General features: G+C 41.7%; 13 protein-coding genes. All 13 read right to left on the bottom strand.

The genetic code is table 11. From position 1 onward, the window contains the following. Positions 1-318 precede the first annotated feature (318 nt). The 13 genes from MKZ16_RS06865 to MKZ16_RS06805 all read right to left on the bottom strand — a co-directional run bounded on the left by MKZ16_RS06865 (position 319) and on the right by MKZ16_RS06805 (position 16,147). Positions 319-1,092 carry an SDR family NAD(P)-dependent oxidoreductase gene (locus MKZ16_RS06865; protein WP_036675873.1) on the bottom strand — a complete coding sequence of 258 codons (774 nt, stop codon included), beginning with the start codon at positions 1,090-1,092 and terminating at the stop codon, positions 319-321. Positions 1,093-1,381: 289 nt separating this feature from the next. Further along, entirely contained in the window at positions 1,382-2,632 is a 1,251-nt protein-coding gene (locus MKZ16_RS06860; RefSeq protein WP_339815492.1) for a HAMP domain-containing sensor histidine kinase, read from the bottom strand. Positions 2,633-2,745: 113 nt separating this feature from the next. Continuing rightward, on the bottom strand, positions 2,746-3,405 hold the full coding sequence (locus tag MKZ16_RS06855) for a response regulator transcription factor (RefSeq protein WP_076107288.1): 660 nt from the start codon (positions 3,403-3,405) through the stop codon (positions 2,746-2,748). A gap of 15 nt (positions 3,406-3,420) precedes the next feature. Beyond that, positions 3,421-4,182 carry a lantibiotic immunity ABC transporter MutG family permease subunit gene (locus tag MKZ16_RS06850; RefSeq protein WP_038569276.1) on the bottom strand — a complete coding sequence of 254 codons (762 nt, stop codon included), beginning with the start codon at positions 4,180-4,182 and terminating at the stop codon, positions 3,421-3,423. 2 nt (positions 4,183-4,184) lie between these two features. Continuing rightward, a complete protein-coding gene (locus MKZ16_RS06845; RefSeq protein ID WP_076107211.1) occupies positions 4,185-4,931 on the bottom strand; it encodes a lantibiotic immunity ABC transporter MutE/EpiE family permease subunit in 747 nt (248 codons plus the stop codon). Next, complete coding sequence (locus MKZ16_RS06840) at positions 4,928-5,638, bottom strand: lantibiotic protection ABC transporter ATP-binding protein (RefSeq protein WP_076107213.1); 711 nt, start codon at positions 5,636-5,638, stop codon at positions 4,928-4,930. The genes MKZ16_RS06845 and MKZ16_RS06840 overlap by 4 nt, the downstream gene beginning before the upstream one ends. 187 nt (positions 5,639-5,825) lie before the next feature. Beyond that, positions 5,826-8,897 carry a glycoside hydrolase family 2 TIM barrel-domain containing protein gene (locus tag MKZ16_RS06835; RefSeq protein ID WP_076107215.1) on the bottom strand — a complete coding sequence of 1,024 codons (3,072 nt, stop codon included), beginning with the start codon at positions 8,895-8,897 and terminating at the stop codon, positions 5,826-5,828. A gap of 37 nt (positions 8,898-8,934) precedes the next feature. Continuing rightward, a complete protein-coding gene (locus MKZ16_RS06830) occupies positions 8,935-9,756 on the bottom strand; it encodes a carbohydrate ABC transporter permease (RefSeq protein WP_076107217.1) in 822 nt (273 codons plus the stop codon). Continuing rightward, positions 9,756-10,568, bottom strand: a complete 813-nt coding sequence (locus tag MKZ16_RS06825; protein WP_235219373.1) for a sugar ABC transporter permease — start codon at positions 10,566-10,568, stop codon at positions 9,756-9,758. Before MKZ16_RS06825 ends, MKZ16_RS06830 begins: the two co-directional genes overlap by 1 nt. A gap of 228 nt (positions 10,569-10,796) precedes the next feature. Further along, positions 10,797-12,098: an extracellular solute-binding protein gene (locus tag MKZ16_RS06820; RefSeq protein ID WP_036675885.1), complete on the bottom strand. Its 1,302-nt coding sequence runs from the start codon at positions 12,096-12,098 to the stop codon at positions 10,797-10,799. Between the two features lie 184 nt (positions 12,099-12,282). Further along, positions 12,283-14,073, bottom strand: coding sequence for a sensor histidine kinase (locus MKZ16_RS06815; protein WP_076107218.1), 1,791 nt, complete (start codon positions 14,071-14,073; stop codon positions 12,283-12,285). Further along, positions 14,070-15,629 carry a response regulator gene (locus MKZ16_RS06810; RefSeq protein ID WP_076107220.1) on the bottom strand — a complete coding sequence of 520 codons (1,560 nt, stop codon included), beginning with the start codon at positions 15,627-15,629 and terminating at the stop codon, positions 14,070-14,072. Before MKZ16_RS06810 ends, MKZ16_RS06815 begins: the two co-directional genes overlap by 4 nt. Positions 15,630-15,916: 287 nt before the next feature. Then, complete coding sequence (locus MKZ16_RS06805; RefSeq protein WP_036675888.1) at positions 15,917-16,147, bottom strand: hypothetical protein; 231 nt, start codon at positions 16,145-16,147, stop codon at positions 15,917-15,919. Between the last annotated feature and the right edge of the window lie 5 nt (positions 16,148-16,152).

The following is a 16,152-nucleotide window of genomic DNA, read 5'->3' as shown; positions in this document are numbered from 1 at the left end:
TCTATATCCTGTATCGTTTTATTGCAACATCCTTTCTAATATATTTTAACTCATACCTATTACCTATATTATTATCGACAAATTTCTTTTTTTATTTATATTAAAATACAAATTTCTACAAATTCCAACATATCCATGGTTATATTTGCCTTAATTTCATTCACACTTGTGTAATTCCGTTATCATTTAGAAACAACTAAAAAAGGCTCTGCGTGCGCCTTCCAACTCCAGTCCATTTATCCTACAGGATTTCCGAACAGGAATACGCCGCAAAGCCTTCGATACTAGATGCTTATATAAGTAAATTAATCCGTCTAATTACTTAGTTGCGGAGTAACCCCCGTCAATCACATGTGCTGTACCTGTAATAAATGAAGCCTCATCACTTAGAAGGAAACATGCAAAAGCAGCTACTTCCTCAGGCGTACCATATCTGCCCAAAGCCGTTCCAGAAGCGATAAGAGATTGAAGCATCTCTACATCATCAGACAACAGCTTTTCGTATCTGTTCATGGTTGGTGTAGGGATAGGACCAGGGCAAATAGCATTTACTCTGATATTACGGTGACCCACTTCTTTAGCAACCGATTTAGTCATGCCCACAATGGCGTGTTTACTTGCTGAATAAGCTGCATCATTTGCCATCCCAATAAAAATACCATGCAAGGAGGAACAGTTTAGAACGGAAGCACCGGATTTCATATGTGGTAATGCATAATGCAACATGTAGAATTGGCCATTAAGATTTGTCTGAATCACCTTTTGAAACAATATCGGATCATATTCTGTAACATCCGCATTATCTCCTGTAATTGCTGAGTTATTATAAAGGCAATCAATCTTTCCATAAGCTGCTAAGGTTTGATCTACGATATTTTTGCAGTCTGCTTCAACTGAAACGTCTGACCGCACAAACAGTGCTTCTCCACCTAAAGCTTTGATTTCTTCGACTGTGTTAGCGCCAGCATCTGATCGATTGGCAACTACTACAGTACCACCCTCTCTTGCTACTCTCAATGCTGTAGCTTTTCCGATTCCGGTACCAGCACCCGTAATAATAACTACTTTGTTTTCAAATCTGTTGCTACTCATTATGCGCACCACTTTCTTATGTCTTTTTCAGGAAGAGGATTTGAACCTCATAGACCCTAATGTCACCTGATACAGTGTAGATTGGAACATTTTTGCAGAAAAATCGACAAAATTATCCTCTATATGACAACTTTATTGTATTTAATTGTATATAGCAATCAATATTTTAATCTACTTTTCCAACAATTGAGAATTTGGTTTTGATCGTCATAAAAAATACACCCCTTAGAATTTCATCAGATAAACCAGAAGTTTTATCCAATGTTATTCTAAGAGGTGTAATAAACCTCTACCTAACTCCACGAACTGGGACGTCGATTCGAACTTGACCTCCACCCGTCAGGGGAGAATTGCTAATATGCAGACTGCCCTGATGCTGCCTGACAATGGTGTCGGCAATATAAAGTCCCAATCCATAGTGACTTTTGGAGGTACGGCTACTGTCCCCTCGATAAAATTGCTTAACTGCAGATTGGAGTCCTTCACTCGTAAATCCTGATCCACTGTCTGCTACCGTTATACTCCACCAATCTTGTTTTGCCTCAACCTGCAAATAAATCACACTCTCATACGGGGAATACTCTACCGCATTAGCGAGTACATTCATCACAGCCCGATGAAGTAGTTCATTGTCTATCAACACCTCAGGGGGCAGATTATTGTCCTGGTGGAATTCTATCCGAAGATGCTTAGGGACAACCAACGCATCTAACTGCGTACGAATTTGCTGGATAAAAGCTTCCGTTCCAACCCATTTAGAGCGGGGAGAAATTTGTTTCCTCGTATTAGAAATCTCAATAAGTGTTGCCATGTATTGTTCGATTTGATCCGCATTTTTGGAAATATACCCTATATATTCTTGCTGATTCTCCGCTAAATCTGAGTCTATCAGCAAATCTGCATTTCCTTGAATAATCGTAAGAGGAGTCTTAATGTCGTGGGCAAGCGCAGAAATCTGCTCTTTTTTCATTTGTTCCAAATTCCATTGCTGTTCTAGCGACTTTTTCAATTCCTCTCTCAGCTGTTCCAAGGATGATAGCACCTCATCAATTTCACTGACCCCAGAATACACGACAGTAAAATCCAAATTCTTAGCTTCAATGTGATGTGCAGCTTCTTGCAAGGAAGCCATTTTTTGACTCAGTCTTCGAGCGAAAAATCCAGAAATCAGAATAACTTCCAGTAACATCAGAACTACAAAAAACAGCAATAACGTTAATTGCGGATTAGGCAGCGTGTTATGCAGAAAATTCGAGGTGAACTGCGGTACGATTGCATATTGCAGTACGATAACCTCATGCTCCCGCTCAATCACATCGGTGCAGTTTGTACCCATGAGATTACAACTGCTTTGATTCTTCTGCAATATATCTAGAGCGCGTTCTTTAGGAATATTTCCTGAAATATAGTTCTTTTGCTGATCCAATACCGCATGTTCCGCTCCCCAAGGGATCATTTCTTGCGTAATTTCTGGCGCACGCTGCAAAACATCCCAAGACTTTGCAATGGATTGCTCAGTATGGTTTGCTGGAACAATCATTCCATACTGCATTAAGAGAGTAAATACCCCTAAACACAGAAATGCCAATAATAGAGTACACGCACCTAATGATAATAAATATTGAATGAAGACTGTACGGAGCCGTATTCGTTTCACACCCATTTGTAACCTATCCCCCAAACGGTTTCAATCGGTGAAACCTCCCTCGCACTCAGCTTACTGCGGATATTTTTTACATGTTCTGTAATAGTTGAGCTATCGCTTTCTCTGTCATAGCCATAAACCGATTCATAAATTTGTTCTTTGGAAAAAACCTGACCTTTATTTCTAGCAAGAAATTCACATATCTGATATTCACTTTTAGTGAAATTTATTTTCTCTTTATCAATAGAAATCTCCTTTGCCGAGAGATTGAATTTCACTCCAGATGCGCTTAACATATGATTTTTCCCTCGATTCTCACGCCGCAAATGAGCGTTAACCCGAGCCTTCAACTCGCCTGCGCGAAAAGGCTTCACGATATAGTCATCTGCCCCTACACTAAGTCCAAACATAATATCTGTCTCCATTGATTTAGCTGTAAGAAACAGAATCGGACAGTCTACGATATCCCTGATTTGAGTACAGAGCTCAAAACCATCGATATCTGGCATCATCACGTCCAACAGGATTAAATCAAATGTCGAGTACTCGTTCAAAGGCATATGTCGTGCACTTGTTTTTACCGTAACCCTATGGTGATCTTTGCTAAGAATATTATTTACTAGCGCCAAAATATCAGGTTCATCATCTATTATTAAAATATTAGCCAGTGACCTCACTCCTATTTATTCATATGATTTCCTACCCTGAAAGTAATGAAACCATGTCAAGCCTAACATTGCCATTATCATTGTACTAATAAGTATAGCAGGTACGGAATGAAGAAGTTGCAGCTTCAATACTTCCGTTTCAATGAACCCGTTGGGTTGTGCATAAAACAAGGGAAGTTGAATCATCCGCATCGACCAGGCCCACGGTATGTATAACCACACTTTATCTCCTACAATGGTTCCACCTACGATGGCTGCAATTAGCGTACCTGCACTACCCACCGTTAGAGAAAGTCCCAAACCTCCAGCATAACTTAAGATGAGATGAAAGATCATTAAGATTAGAGCAGTGCCTACTACCCAACAAGCTCCTTGCCAGAATATTAGATATTGTATCTGCTCTATATGCAAAATTTGTTTCATGCCCAGTATTAGAATTGATGTTGAACCGAATACGATCCATATCATCGCCAAGATTATGAACCCGAGTTTTCTTATATAACACTTCGGACGTGAAAGAGCACTTAATAGATTATAGAATCCCCCTGCCCCCTCCTCTAAACCACTCATTAAAGCAGAGAATAATCCTATCCCAACAGGCAACCCAAAGGCTATTAATGAAAAATAACCATCATAGATGTGAAACTGATCCGCACGCTGTGAAAAATACCAAAGTACCATCATCGGATATAGAACAGGAACAAGGAATATCAACCAACGAATTGCAGTGTGCTTAGTCATCAACCATTCAGCTTGTAATAGCCGGAGTATCACCATCTCTATCGCACCTCTCTTCTACTAAACCAGCAGCTAGTTAAGGTGAGGGTTACCAAAAAGAATACAAGCGACACCACAATTCCAGGTAAAATAACCGAAGAGTCTCTTAGAGCATCCTGTGCTGAAAGAGCCACACCATTTGGACGTACACCAACAATGGGACACATTAACCTTAAAGCCCAACTCCACGGAACATAAATCCATGAAGGTTGATCCGCTGCTAGTACACTCACAATCATCCCAAACAGACCTGCAAGAATAGATACTACAGACCCAAATTTTTCAGCTAAGAATAGATAGATTGGAATCATCCCCAAAGAGGTCAACCAAACAACCATAGCGGCTGTTGTAATTTCAGATAAGGGTGCTGCACCCAAAGGAAACAAAAGACCAGATAGGTACATTACTGCAATAAGGAGCAGCGAAGACAACAGCAAATAATATGACACCACAATAATTTTACTGAGCCAAAGTTTAACGATGCTAATTCCTTGACTGCTTAAGCTGCGGTATCCTCCAGCCTTACGATCCTTGTTATTCGATAGTGTAGACAACAAAGCAGATCCTATGGTCATGAATAACAGCGGCCACCAATTAAAGACCATTTCCATAAAATAGTGGTCTTCAGTTTGCAGGTTCTGTTGTGTGAAAAATGAAAATAGAAGAAAAAACAGTGGCACCACGACAATCAATTTTCGCGAAAATGTTCGTTTGAATTTAATATTTTCGGATAAAAGATAGTGGATCATCTGGTTACCTCCTGTCTGTTCCGACTCACGACTTCCATGAACAATTTCTCCAAATCATCACCAGGAAATATTGCATTCTGATACCCTAGAACACCATTACTAATGATTCCAATATGATCGGCAATTTGCTCCACCTCATGAAGAATATGACTCGATAAAATAACTGTAATCCCTTGTGCAGGAAATGAGCGTATAAGCTTACGTAATTCCTGAATTCCAATCGGGTCAAGCCCATTTGTCGGTTCATCCAGAATCAAGAGTCTAGGTTGATTTAACAAAGCGATCGCAATCCCGAGACGTTGCTTCATGCCCATAGAGAATTGTCCCGCTCTTTTTTTGCCTGTTGTTGTTAAATCAACAATTTCAAGAACTTCCCGAATCCGAGAATCCGGTAAGTTTAATATTGTCGTGTGTACCTTCAAATTTTGGACAGCAGTCAGATTCCCATAAAGTGGCGGGGACTCAATCAGCGCTCCAATGTGTAGTAAATCCTTACGTGTCCATGGATGACCGTCAAATAAAATTTGTCCTGACGTCGCTCGAAGTATTCCTGTTATCATTTTTAGAGTCGTCGATTTACCTGCGCCGTTTGGGCCTAACAGTCCATAAATCGAATTAGTTTTTACGGTTATGCTGATATCGTTAACCGCACGCTGCCCCCTGAAATTCTTGCATAAATTATTAGTTTGTAAAATATACTCTCCCATCCTTTATCATCCTCTCATTTGCTATACGTTGATCATATATAGCAAATCTAAGGACTTTATAAGGTTTTACTGAGCTCAAATTATACGGGATTATAACGAGCATAAAAAAGCTCGGTTCAAATTTAACGTTGAACCGAGCCTGGAATATTTATCATCTAATACATGAACTTCAAATATTGCAAAAAAATCATGCTCTGCGAATTGTAAATTCAAAATCCATATCTAAGGATGGATTGATTTGATATTCATCAAGAACTGGAGCTCCCCAGCTGTCATCCCCGCCTACGCCCATTTGACGTCCAGCAATGGTAACAACGGTATAGTGAACGTTCGGCAGCTCATAATGATGTGTCGCATTCTCCAGCTCCATTGCCGAGTAAGGCGAGATATTGGCTTCAACAGGGGCTGTAGCTGGTGCCGATATTATAATGCCTTGGCCATAATCGTTCTTAATCGATACTTCGCGCACACCTGTGCGGTTGCCCGATTCCTGCGGCACCAAATAGGACGACACATTGTCCACCGCATGATTCTGGAAGCGACACAATCTCGCCCCACACGCACGGTCGATATAATTTTCTTCCGGGCCATTTGCATACCAATTCAGCTGGTGATAATCCGCTGGCACCTTAAAGCTTAAAGCAAAGAGCGGAAGCTTTGGTAAACCCGCTGCTCCATGGTAGCTTGATTTCACCTGTATGCTTCCATCGGAGAACACTGTGTAAGTTACACTTACCCGTACTCCCTCTGATACACTAAGCTTATACACGTAAGTCACCGTCGCACGGTCTTTCTCCTCCACGAGCTCGAAGCTTAACGTTCTACGGGTCAAGCTTGCTGCATACCAAGGGGAAGAGTCAAAATGCATTCCCGCCCCCTTGTCATTGTCTGTCATTGCTCTCCAGAAGAGCGGTCCCGGCGGTGAAGAGATCATTTCCTGTCCTGAATATTTAACAGAAATTAATGTACCCGCCTGCTTTGAGAACATTACGGAGAAGTCACGACCATGTACACCAATATTCACATCTCCTTCAACCACGCGAAAATCATTCACGACAGATGTTATCTTAGCATCTGTTAAAGACTCCTCGGTTGACGTATTTGCCACTTGAAAAACATGCTGGCCAAAAGCGATTTCATAACCGCTATTCGCCCATAATGAATCTTCCTTCAGAACAAGAGAAACATCCAAGCTATACTCGCCAGGCTGATTCTTAATATCGGGTAGATCAACTTCTACATATTTTTCCTCGCCCGGATTAACCTGAGCGAAGACAGTTCCACGCTGGATGACCCTACCCTCATAGTTGAGAGCGTATTGTAATTCATAAGCATCCAAGCCCACAAATAAGTTTTCATTTCTGATTGTAAAACCCTGACTGTCCGGGAGCAGCTTGAAGTTCTGATACAGAAATTTCACTTCCTGCATTTTTGGCGACCATCTCCGATCCGCATACACAATTCCGTTACCGGAGAAGTTGTAGTCGGTTGAACGGTCATCGAAGTCTCCTCCATAAGCCATGAAGGGCTTACCGTATCGATCATTTTTCACAATCACCTGATCCATATAATCCCAGATAAATCCACCCTGATACATTGGATACTTCTGCTCTAGCTCTGTGTATTTATGCAACCCCCCGACGGAATTGCCCATCGCATGCATGTATTCACAGCTAATATATGGTTTTAGCGGATCTTCTGTTAAATACCTTTCGATATCTGCTGCTTTCGCATACATCCGGCTCTCCATATCGCTCGAATCATCATATTCACGGTTATGGAACACCCCTTCGTAATGAACCAACCGAGTAGGGTCCTTCTCTCGAAAATAATTGGCTACGTTCAGAATTACTTCTCCTGCAAAAGATTCGTTCCCACAAGACCAAATTAGAATGGAGGGATGGTTTTTGTCTCTCTCCACCATGGAAATCGCACGATCCATCACGATATCCTGCCATTCAGGCTTATTGCCGGGGATGTTCCAAGACGGCTCAACTGCCCCCATTTTCTGCCATGATCCATGCGACTCTAAATTCATCTCGTCAATGACATAGACTCCGTATTCATCACACAACTCATACCACAGTGTCATATTCGGATAGTGCGAGGTCCGAACCGCGTTGATGTTCGCCTGCTTCAAGGTTTTTATGTCCCACAGCATATCTTCTTTTGTAATACTGCGTCCAAAGCGCGGATTAAACTCATGCCGGTTAACGCCTTTAAATACAATACGTTTACCGTTTAAGTGCATAATCTTATCTATCATTTCGAATTTCCGAAAACCAATTTTTTGCGGCACAACTTCTACAAGATCCCCGGATGCGTTGTAAACTGATACGTAAAGGGTATACAGATTAGGAGCTTCTGCGCTCCACAGCTGCACCTTTGTTGCCGCAAGCGTAAGCGAAAGGGAATCTCCTGAAACTTCACTTTCAGTACTAGCCACAAGATTACCTGCTCTATCCTTAAGCTCAAGGAGCACTTTTGAGGCAGACTTACCTATCAATTGCATGACAGCCGTCAGCGTTCCTTGCTCAAACTTTTCATCCAAATCGGTTTGAACGTGGAGATCCCGCACATGAACATCCGGCACGGTGTATAGATACACCTCACGAAAAATTCCCGAAAAACGCCAGAAGTCCTGATCCTCCAACCAACTCCCCGTGCTGCGCTGATAGACTTCAACCGCCAGCTTATTTTCGCCTTCCGTCAAGTACGATGTTAAATCAAATTCACTCGGTGTAAAGCTATCTTCGCTATAGCCAACAAACTCCCCGTTTAACCATATATAAAAAGCCGATTCAACTCCTTGAAAAGATATATACACCGGACGTTGCTCCCAGCCCGCAGGAACTTCAAAATATTTGACATAGCTGCCTACAGGATTGTGGTCCTCAGAGATCATCGGAGGTCTAAGAAGCTCATGACCGTCCCATGGATACATCGTATTCACGTACTGAGGCTGCCCATAACCCTGAAGTTGGATATGACCGGGAACTTTAATATCCTTCCAGCCTCTGCAAGACACGTCCTCCTTATAAAAATGAACCTGTCGTTCCATGGCATTTTGGGCATAACTAAATTTCCAGCTGCCGTTCAGGCTATGGCGCCAGGGCATTTCTCCAAGCGCTTCGGCTTCATTTTTCGTTTGGTAATATCGATGGTCAGAATGCGCGTGCACTCTGCCTATTGCATAAATGGACGGGTCTGATAACCATTCCAGACTTGGAGTGAGATTTCGTTCAACCTGCTGCTTCATCTATACTTCCTCCTCTATTCTTCACATGAACGCTAACTTATTTAACCGAACCCGTCATCCCAGCTACAAATTGCTTTTGCATCATGAAAAACACTAATGCTGTCGGTAAGGTCGTAATGACAATCGCTGACATGATCAGACCATAGTCAGGGGCATAACCTGAGCCTAGATTCGAGATAAGAAGGGGCACAGTCATATTTTCTGGTGATTGCAATACGATCAAAGGCCACAGATAATTGTTCCAGCTGTTTAAAAATGTGATAATCGCAGCGGCGGCGTAAGTTGATTTCATCGTTGGCATATAAATGCGGAAGAACAGACCAAATTCCGAAAGCCCATCGATGCGCCCAGCCTCCATCATATCCTTAGGAAACATTTTTGTACTTTGACGAAAGAAAAAAATTAGGAATGCTGTTGTAAATGTCGGAAGAATGACTGCCGATGCTGTATCGATACCGAGAAACGGCACTACACTAGATACTTTGGCGAACATTTGAAATAGAGGTACCATAATCGCCGCAAATGGAATCATCATTGAAGCCAGCAAAATATTGAATACGATATCTTTACTCCGGCTGCGGTACATTTCAAAACCATATCCAGCCGCCGATGCTACTAGCAGTGAAAGCACAGTAGTCACCACAGAGATTTTTGCAGAGTTCCAGAGAGCCTGCCACATATCCACTGAACTAAATAGATTGTTTATATTTTCCACTAAATGTACACCCGGCAACAATGTCCCTTTGGTTACATCAACCGACTGGTTCGTGGCGCTTATAACCATCCAGATAAATGGAAAGATAGAGATCAGCGCAGCGATGATTAGAAATACGTAAGTAAACATGCGTTTGGTTTTCATTATCTCTTATCCCCTCCTAGTTTGTTCTGAATAAGCGTCAGAATGAGCACCATTACAACAATCGAATAGGAGACGGTTGCAGCGTATCCAAAGTTAGGTGTGTATTCAAAGGAAAGGTTATAAATATATTGGGAAATCGACATGGTTGCATTGCCGGGTCCACCTTTCGTGATGTTAACCACCTCGTCAAACAACTGAAGTGTTCCAATGGTCGATGTTATCGTCGTGAACAAGATAATCGGCTTCAATAGGGGAATTGTAATTTTGAAAAATTGTGTAAATGCACTCGCTCCATCTATATGAGCAGCCTCATATATTGATTTGTCGACATTTTGCAGTGAGGACAAATAGAAAATCATATTATAGCCAGTAAAGCGCCAAGTGATAGCGATAATGATAGTAACTTTGGCCCAGAAGGGATCGGTAATCCATTGAATCGGTTCGCTGATTAGATGCAGATTCACCAGAAATTTATTGACGATACCTTCGGCTCCAAACATGTACTTGAAAACAACGGAGTACGCTACAAGTGAAGTTACCGTTGGCAGAAATATCGCCGTTCTGAAAAATCCTTTAAATTTCAGTCTTTCGTCATTTAGCAGCACAGCGATAAAGAGCGCCAGTACCAGCATAACTGGGACCTGAATAATCAAGTAAATAAAAGTGTTTTTGACGGCTGTAAGGAAAGTGGTGTCGCTAAACAGACGAATATAGTTATCAAGGCCGGTAAACTGAAGATTGTTGCCTCTGCCTGTCTTGAAGGATAGAATTAAAGCTTGAATCATTGGATAAAAATAGAAAATACTGATCATAATGACCGGCACAAGAACGAATAACCAGCCTGTCAGATGGATTTGCCGTTGACCTTTAGTGCTCTTATGTCTTTGAGGGCTTAGCCCTGGCTTTACAGTTTCCACTCCACTCCACACCCTTCTGTCTGATAAATTAGAGATGAAAGCCCCTGCTACCCATCCTTCTGTAGAAATCCAATTTACAGGAGAAGAAGAAGCAAGGGCCTAGATTGTACAGCCTAAGTGTGATTAGCGAACTTGGGTATCTGCTTGCTTCTGGGCATCTTTCAGAACAGTATCTACATCTTTTCCACCAAGATAAGATTGCACTGCTACAACCATAATGTCCTCTATTGCGTAAGTGTTCATGCCATAGTTGACGTTAGGAATTTGTTCGGTCCAAGCCGCAAAATCGGATACGACCTTTTGACCTTTGAAAAATTCATCCGCAGCTGAATAAGCTTCTCCGCTTGCCGCAGCTTTTAAAGTGCCGATAACACCAACTTTTGTATTTAACGTCTGATACAATTCCGCATCAGAAGCAAATGTTTTTGCAAGGAACTCCGCAGCAGCTTCTTTACCATCTACATTCATTACATACCAGGAGCTGCCCCCAAGGTTGGATGCATGGACGGAGCCTGCTGTGGCTGCCAGCTTAGGAAGTGGAGCTACTGCCCACTTACCGGATTGGGAAGCTTCGGCTTTAATTGAAGGTGTAATCCAGTTACCCGTTGGCACAGTAGCCACTTCACCACTATTGAATGCGCCTACAAATTGACTCCAGTCTGAGTTAACTTTCACGATGCCGGAATCCATCATTTCTTTGTACAATACAAGCGCCTCTTTCAAAGCAGCATTGTCTGCAATGGTCGGAGTTTGACCGTCTTCACCCGTATACCATGCACCCGCCGATTGAATCATGACCCGGATAAGTCCAAGATCATTGGGATCCAGTGTGATCATGCTTTTGCCGGTTTTTTCTTTTACAGCTTTACCGATCTCGATATATTGCTTCCAGTCGATATCCTGTAGTGCATCCAGGCTATAGCCTGCTTGCTCAAGATAGTCTGTACGTACATACATTCCAGTTACACCAGAATCAAACGGAACACCATATTGCTTGCCGTCAACACTGGTCGGGCCAATTTTGTAATCCGCAAAATCAGCAGCTTTTACAACATCCGTCAATTCATAAAAGGAATCCGGATACGCTTGCAAAAAGCTTTGCGCACGGTAATCCTCAATCAATACAATGTTAGGAAGACCCTTCGTAGATCCAGAGTTCAGTCCTGTGTTCAGCTTTTGCACGATATCAGCCTGCGCGTTCTCAACGACGTTTACCGTTACGTCTGGATTGACTTTCGCATAAGCTTCTTTAGCAACATTCATGGCTGCAATGTTAAACGCTGGGTCCCAAGCCCAAACTGTGATCTCTTGTGGCTTGCTGCTACCTTCGCTTCCGGAGTTGCTCGTTTCGTTTTTCGTTCCACCTGAGGAACATGCCGAAAGTAGAACCACACTAGCCAGCATTACGGATAATAATTTTTTCACTTCGTAACCCCCTTGATAATCTGTAAAATAATAAAGATGGAAGCGTTTTCTCTGCTACGCTTCCATCTTATCATTTTGTATTCGCTTTCTTTGGCAGTATCTTTGTTAGCTTTGGTGTTATTATTGGATTCTATTTTTACTCTAAGATCGACTCTGGTATTATTTTTAGGTTCTTGTAAAAATTTTAGCTTTTTAACAATGGAAGCGTAATTATGATCTTCGTACCTTCATTTCGTTTGCTTGTAATGTTAATACCATAGCGCTCTCCGTACAACAATTTGATTCTGTCATCAACATTCCGTATACCGATCCCGGAGAATAATTGTCGTTTGTGCTTCGAGGCTGGCAGCTGTTCTTCTTTCATCAAATTCGGATCAAGGTCCATCCCATCACCATTATCTACAACTTCGCATACAAGCTGATCTCCCTGAACGGCGATCATGATCAGAATTCTTCCCTCATCTTTAAGATTGAATGCATGAAAGAACGCGTTTTCGATAAAAGGCTGCAGAATTAGCTTTGGCATATGATAATCCAAGCTTTCAGGCTCCACAAAATAATTCACGCGAATCTTTTCACCGTACCTTACATGATTGATATACACATAATGCTTCAGCGATTCTAATTCCTGACTAACAGGTATAGTGGATTGAATATCACTGACAGTGTTTTGCAGGAGTGAGATTAGCGAATTTATTGTTCCAGCTGCTTTTTCCTTGTTGCCCTGTTGCACCAGAAATTTGATAGAAGCCAGCGTATTATATAAAAAATGTGGATTGATCTGCATTTGAAGGGCGGCCAGCTCCGCATTACGCTGCTGCTTCTGGGTCTCCATCAACCGATCAACATAATCATGTAGGGAATCAAGCATAAAATTAAAGGCATTTCCTAGCTCCTTAACTTCATAACTACTAGTGGCGACATCCACATGATTATCAAATCCCCCCTTAGGAATACTCGACATCTGTTCAACGAGTACACGCAGGGACTTCGTCATTTTCCTGGTAATTAAAAATACAATAATAAGCGAAATGGCTACGATAGCCATGATCGTCAACGACACTGCTTTAGCATTTACCATCTGACCCGTTACAGCTTTCTTATCGATCAGATTCACCAAATAAACATCAAATTCAGGCAAGTATTCCGAGAATACTACCCGTTCATTCCCCATCACATAGACAGATTCTCCATTGTCTCCTGTGCTCTGTTCATCAACTACTTCTTGAAGCAGCTGTTGATCGGTCAGCCCAATCAGCTCTGTCCTGTTGCTGGATACAATTTGCCCTTTTGCATTCAGCAAAACAACATCATTACCTTCACTCGTAAAATTGGCATAGAAGGCCTTAAAATCGCTATCACGAATTGCAATGTACATAGTGCCATAGATACGGCCGGTCGAATGATCAAATAGAGCTTTAGAAGCCACTAACAGGATCTCTTTCTTTTTGGTTTGACCATCCTCTTTTTGATAAAGTTGGTACAGAATTTGCTGTGGATGGGCCACTGTCGCTTTCGTAATCGGGTGGTTCTTCAGTTCATCAGCAGTAGCAGACCAATACCAAGGATCGGTTGAATAACTTCTGCCATTCGCACCTACAATCATAATACCCACATCAAAGGCACTCAGGTTGGAGCGGACTGCACGCATGCTTTCTGTCATCTGGTAGGTTTTGATAGCAAGCGTCAATGAATCCGTCTCTCCCCCGGACAAATAGCTGCGGATGGCACCATTCTGAGCTGTCATTGTAGCACCCGTAGCTACAACGTTGTTGTAGGACTCCAAGTTTGTCTTCATCTGATTCAGTAGTTTGCCATTCGTTATGCTGAAGGTCTTTAAGAATAAATTTTCTGACATACGGATGGTAATAGACAAAGTCAGAAGGGATACGGCAACAATGCTTATGAGGGTCACAAGAAAAAGCTTGAGAAATAAGCCCTGTTTCCTAATCTTGTTGATGATTGTTCCAATCATGGTCGCTCTACGTCCCGTCTTCGGTACTGGCTCGGAGAAATGCCCGCCTGCTTCTTAAACACTTTAGTGAAATAACTCTGATCCGAATAGCCCACACTAGCGCTAATATCAGAAATTGTTTTTTCCGTTGTCACGAGTAACTCCATGGCTTTCTCCAAACGGACTTTGTTCAGATATTCATTAAATCCTTCACCATTCTGAGCTGTGAAATGGCTCGATAAATAAGAAGCGTTGAAATGAAACTGCCGCGCAACCCCAGTCAACGTGATGGGATCAGCGTAATGATCCTGAATGTATTCAAGCAAGCGGGTCATATTTGGATTGATCGTTAGGTTCGTCTCACCAATCGCACGTTCAGCTTCGCGAATAAAAGCTTCAGCAACAGCGATTGCATCTCCGGCATACATCGCTTCATCTATTTTTCGAAAGAAGTCGTATTTGGATTCCTCCAAGCCTCCGGTCTCATACTTCATTTTTCCAAGTGTGGTCGCTACGTTAAATATAAAATTCCCCAATAACGATTTGAATTCGAAAATATCGGTCCGATAATCCATCGAACGGAGATGAACATATTCCAGAAATCCAGTGAATGCCTTCTGGTATTGCTTACGTTTCAGTTGTTCCATTAATTCGCCCATATCATATTCCTGATATGCACTCGGAAGGCTGGGCAAATGATCATTTTCAATTAAGCTTCGATCCGGCAAGTAGAAACTGTATCGTGTAAGCTTTAAATAATTGTCTCGATAAATCTCCCCCAGCTTATTAAAATCCGTAAAGCTTTGACTGATAACGAAATGTGTTTCTCTCGCCCAATGGTCCATCTCCGAGACTAGATATCGGAGCTCTATAACAAGCTCGTCCCACTGTTCCGGCTTTGCATTAAGCAAATATATAACCGAATCATTGACAAACTTCAGCCGAATAAACACTGTATCGCCCAAAGGGAGCTTACTAAGCCCTTTTTCTATTTTTTGTGTGAAAGTTAACCTATCCCCAGAATCTTTAATATGTTTCATATCCGCTCCGAAAAACGAGAATAGTGTGTGTGGAAACTTTGCATGAAGCAAAGCAGACTCAAGCCCAGACTCATATCCGGTCATAAGCTTCTCGATAACTAGCAAAACTTGCTTTTCCCCAGGATCCTTTCCTTGATCGGTCATCTCCATCCCTACCAATTTAGTAGTGGTTTTATTTAGGATGGTTAACAGATAATCAGATTCCAACTTTGGCTTCAGAATGTAGTCCGCTACACCACTTTGAAATGTGGATCGGACATAATCATATTCACTGAAACTACTTAAGACGATTACTTCAATATGAGGGTATTTCTCCTTAACGATCTTGACCAGTTTCTCCCCGCCCATTATTGGCATAACAATATCTGTAATGATCACATGAGGATTAACCTCATCCATCATATTTAGTGCTTCAAGACCGTTAGCAGCCTCACCAACAATTCGATACCCTTCATTTTCCCAATCCAAAAGATGTTTGATTCCTTGTCTTACAAGCATCTCATCATCAACAATCATAATTTTGAATATTGGTTTCATTTCTTCCCCCTTGCAGCCCTGAGAATGATTATGCCTTTTTCCTTGAATTGAAAATCTCTTTGTAACCGTTTTCTTTTTATTCGTTAGTATACAATACATCCAACAAGGAGCAAGCTCCTATACAAGTAAAGCCGAAAGCTTACTTAAAAATTGTTCATTCCAAATAATATGCCCCACCGACAAATATGGTCAACCTCTCATTTTCATTCTATGAAATATTCTTAAGTTAAGGACAAGAACTTCTACATGATAAAACAAAAAAAGCCGCGATAATTGCAGCTTCATTGTTAATGAAACAATAAGCCAAATAAATTATTTATTGGCTTATAGATAAAGATAATAAGAAACAGCGGACTGGGGATGTTCAATTTTAACAACGAGCAGAAGGTCGCGCCAAGACCCAAAATCCAAAAAATAAAATATACGCTAAGATCACGCACTCGGCGCTTTCGCATTAATTTAGGCAAATCAAGTGCCATACAACCTACAGCAATCACCAAGAATAACAGTACTAGCATTTGAC

The organism is Paenibacillus sp. FSL R5-0928 (assembly GCF_037970385.1).
In the GTDB taxonomy this organism is placed as follows: Bacteria; Bacillota; Bacilli; order Paenibacillales; family Paenibacillaceae; genus Paenibacillus_AQ; species Paenibacillus_AQ odorifer.
This window is presented reverse-complemented; position numbering and strand designations above follow the sequence as displayed.

Bases quoted from the DNA above. Each gene is read 5' to 3' on its own strand.
- MKZ16_RS06825 (WP_235219373.1), bottom strand. From the start codon at position 10,568: ATGATCAGTATTTTCTATTTTTATCCAATGATTCAAGCTTTAATTCTA.
- MKZ16_RS06830 (WP_076107217.1), bottom strand. From the start codon at position 9,756: ATGAAAACCAAACGCATGTTTACTTACGTATTTCTAATCATCGCTGCG.
- MKZ16_RS06850 (WP_038569276.1), bottom strand. From the start codon at position 4,182: ATGGTGATACTCCGGCTATTACAAGCTGAATGGTTGATGACTAAGCAC.
- MKZ16_RS06840 (WP_076107213.1), bottom strand. From the start codon at position 5,638: ATGGGAGAGTATATTTTACAAACTAATAATTTATGCAAGAATTTCAGG.
- MKZ16_RS06805 (WP_036675888.1), bottom strand. From the start codon at position 16,147: ATGCTAGTACTGTTATTCTTGGTGATTGCTGTAGGTTGTATGGCACTT.
- MKZ16_RS06845 (WP_076107211.1), bottom strand. From the start codon at position 4,931: ATGATCCACTATCTTTTATCCGAAAATATTAAATTCAAACGAACATTT.
- MKZ16_RS06835 (WP_076107215.1), bottom strand. From the start codon at position 8,897: ATGAAGCAGCAGGTTGAACGAAATCTCACTCCAAGTCTGGAATGGTTA.
- MKZ16_RS06865 (WP_036675873.1), bottom strand. From the start codon at position 1,092: ATGAGTAGCAACAGATTTGAAAACAAAGTAGTTATTATTACGGGTGCT.
- MKZ16_RS06860 (WP_339815492.1), bottom strand. From the start codon at position 2,632: ATGATTGTTCCAGCAAACCATACTGAGCAATCCATTGCAAAGTCTTGG.
- MKZ16_RS06815 (WP_076107218.1), bottom strand. From the start codon at position 14,073: ATGATTGGAACAATCATCAACAAGATTAGGAAACAGGGCTTATTTCTC.
- MKZ16_RS06810 (WP_076107220.1), bottom strand. From the start codon at position 15,629: ATGAAACCAATATTCAAAATTATGATTGTTGATGATGAGATGCTTGTA.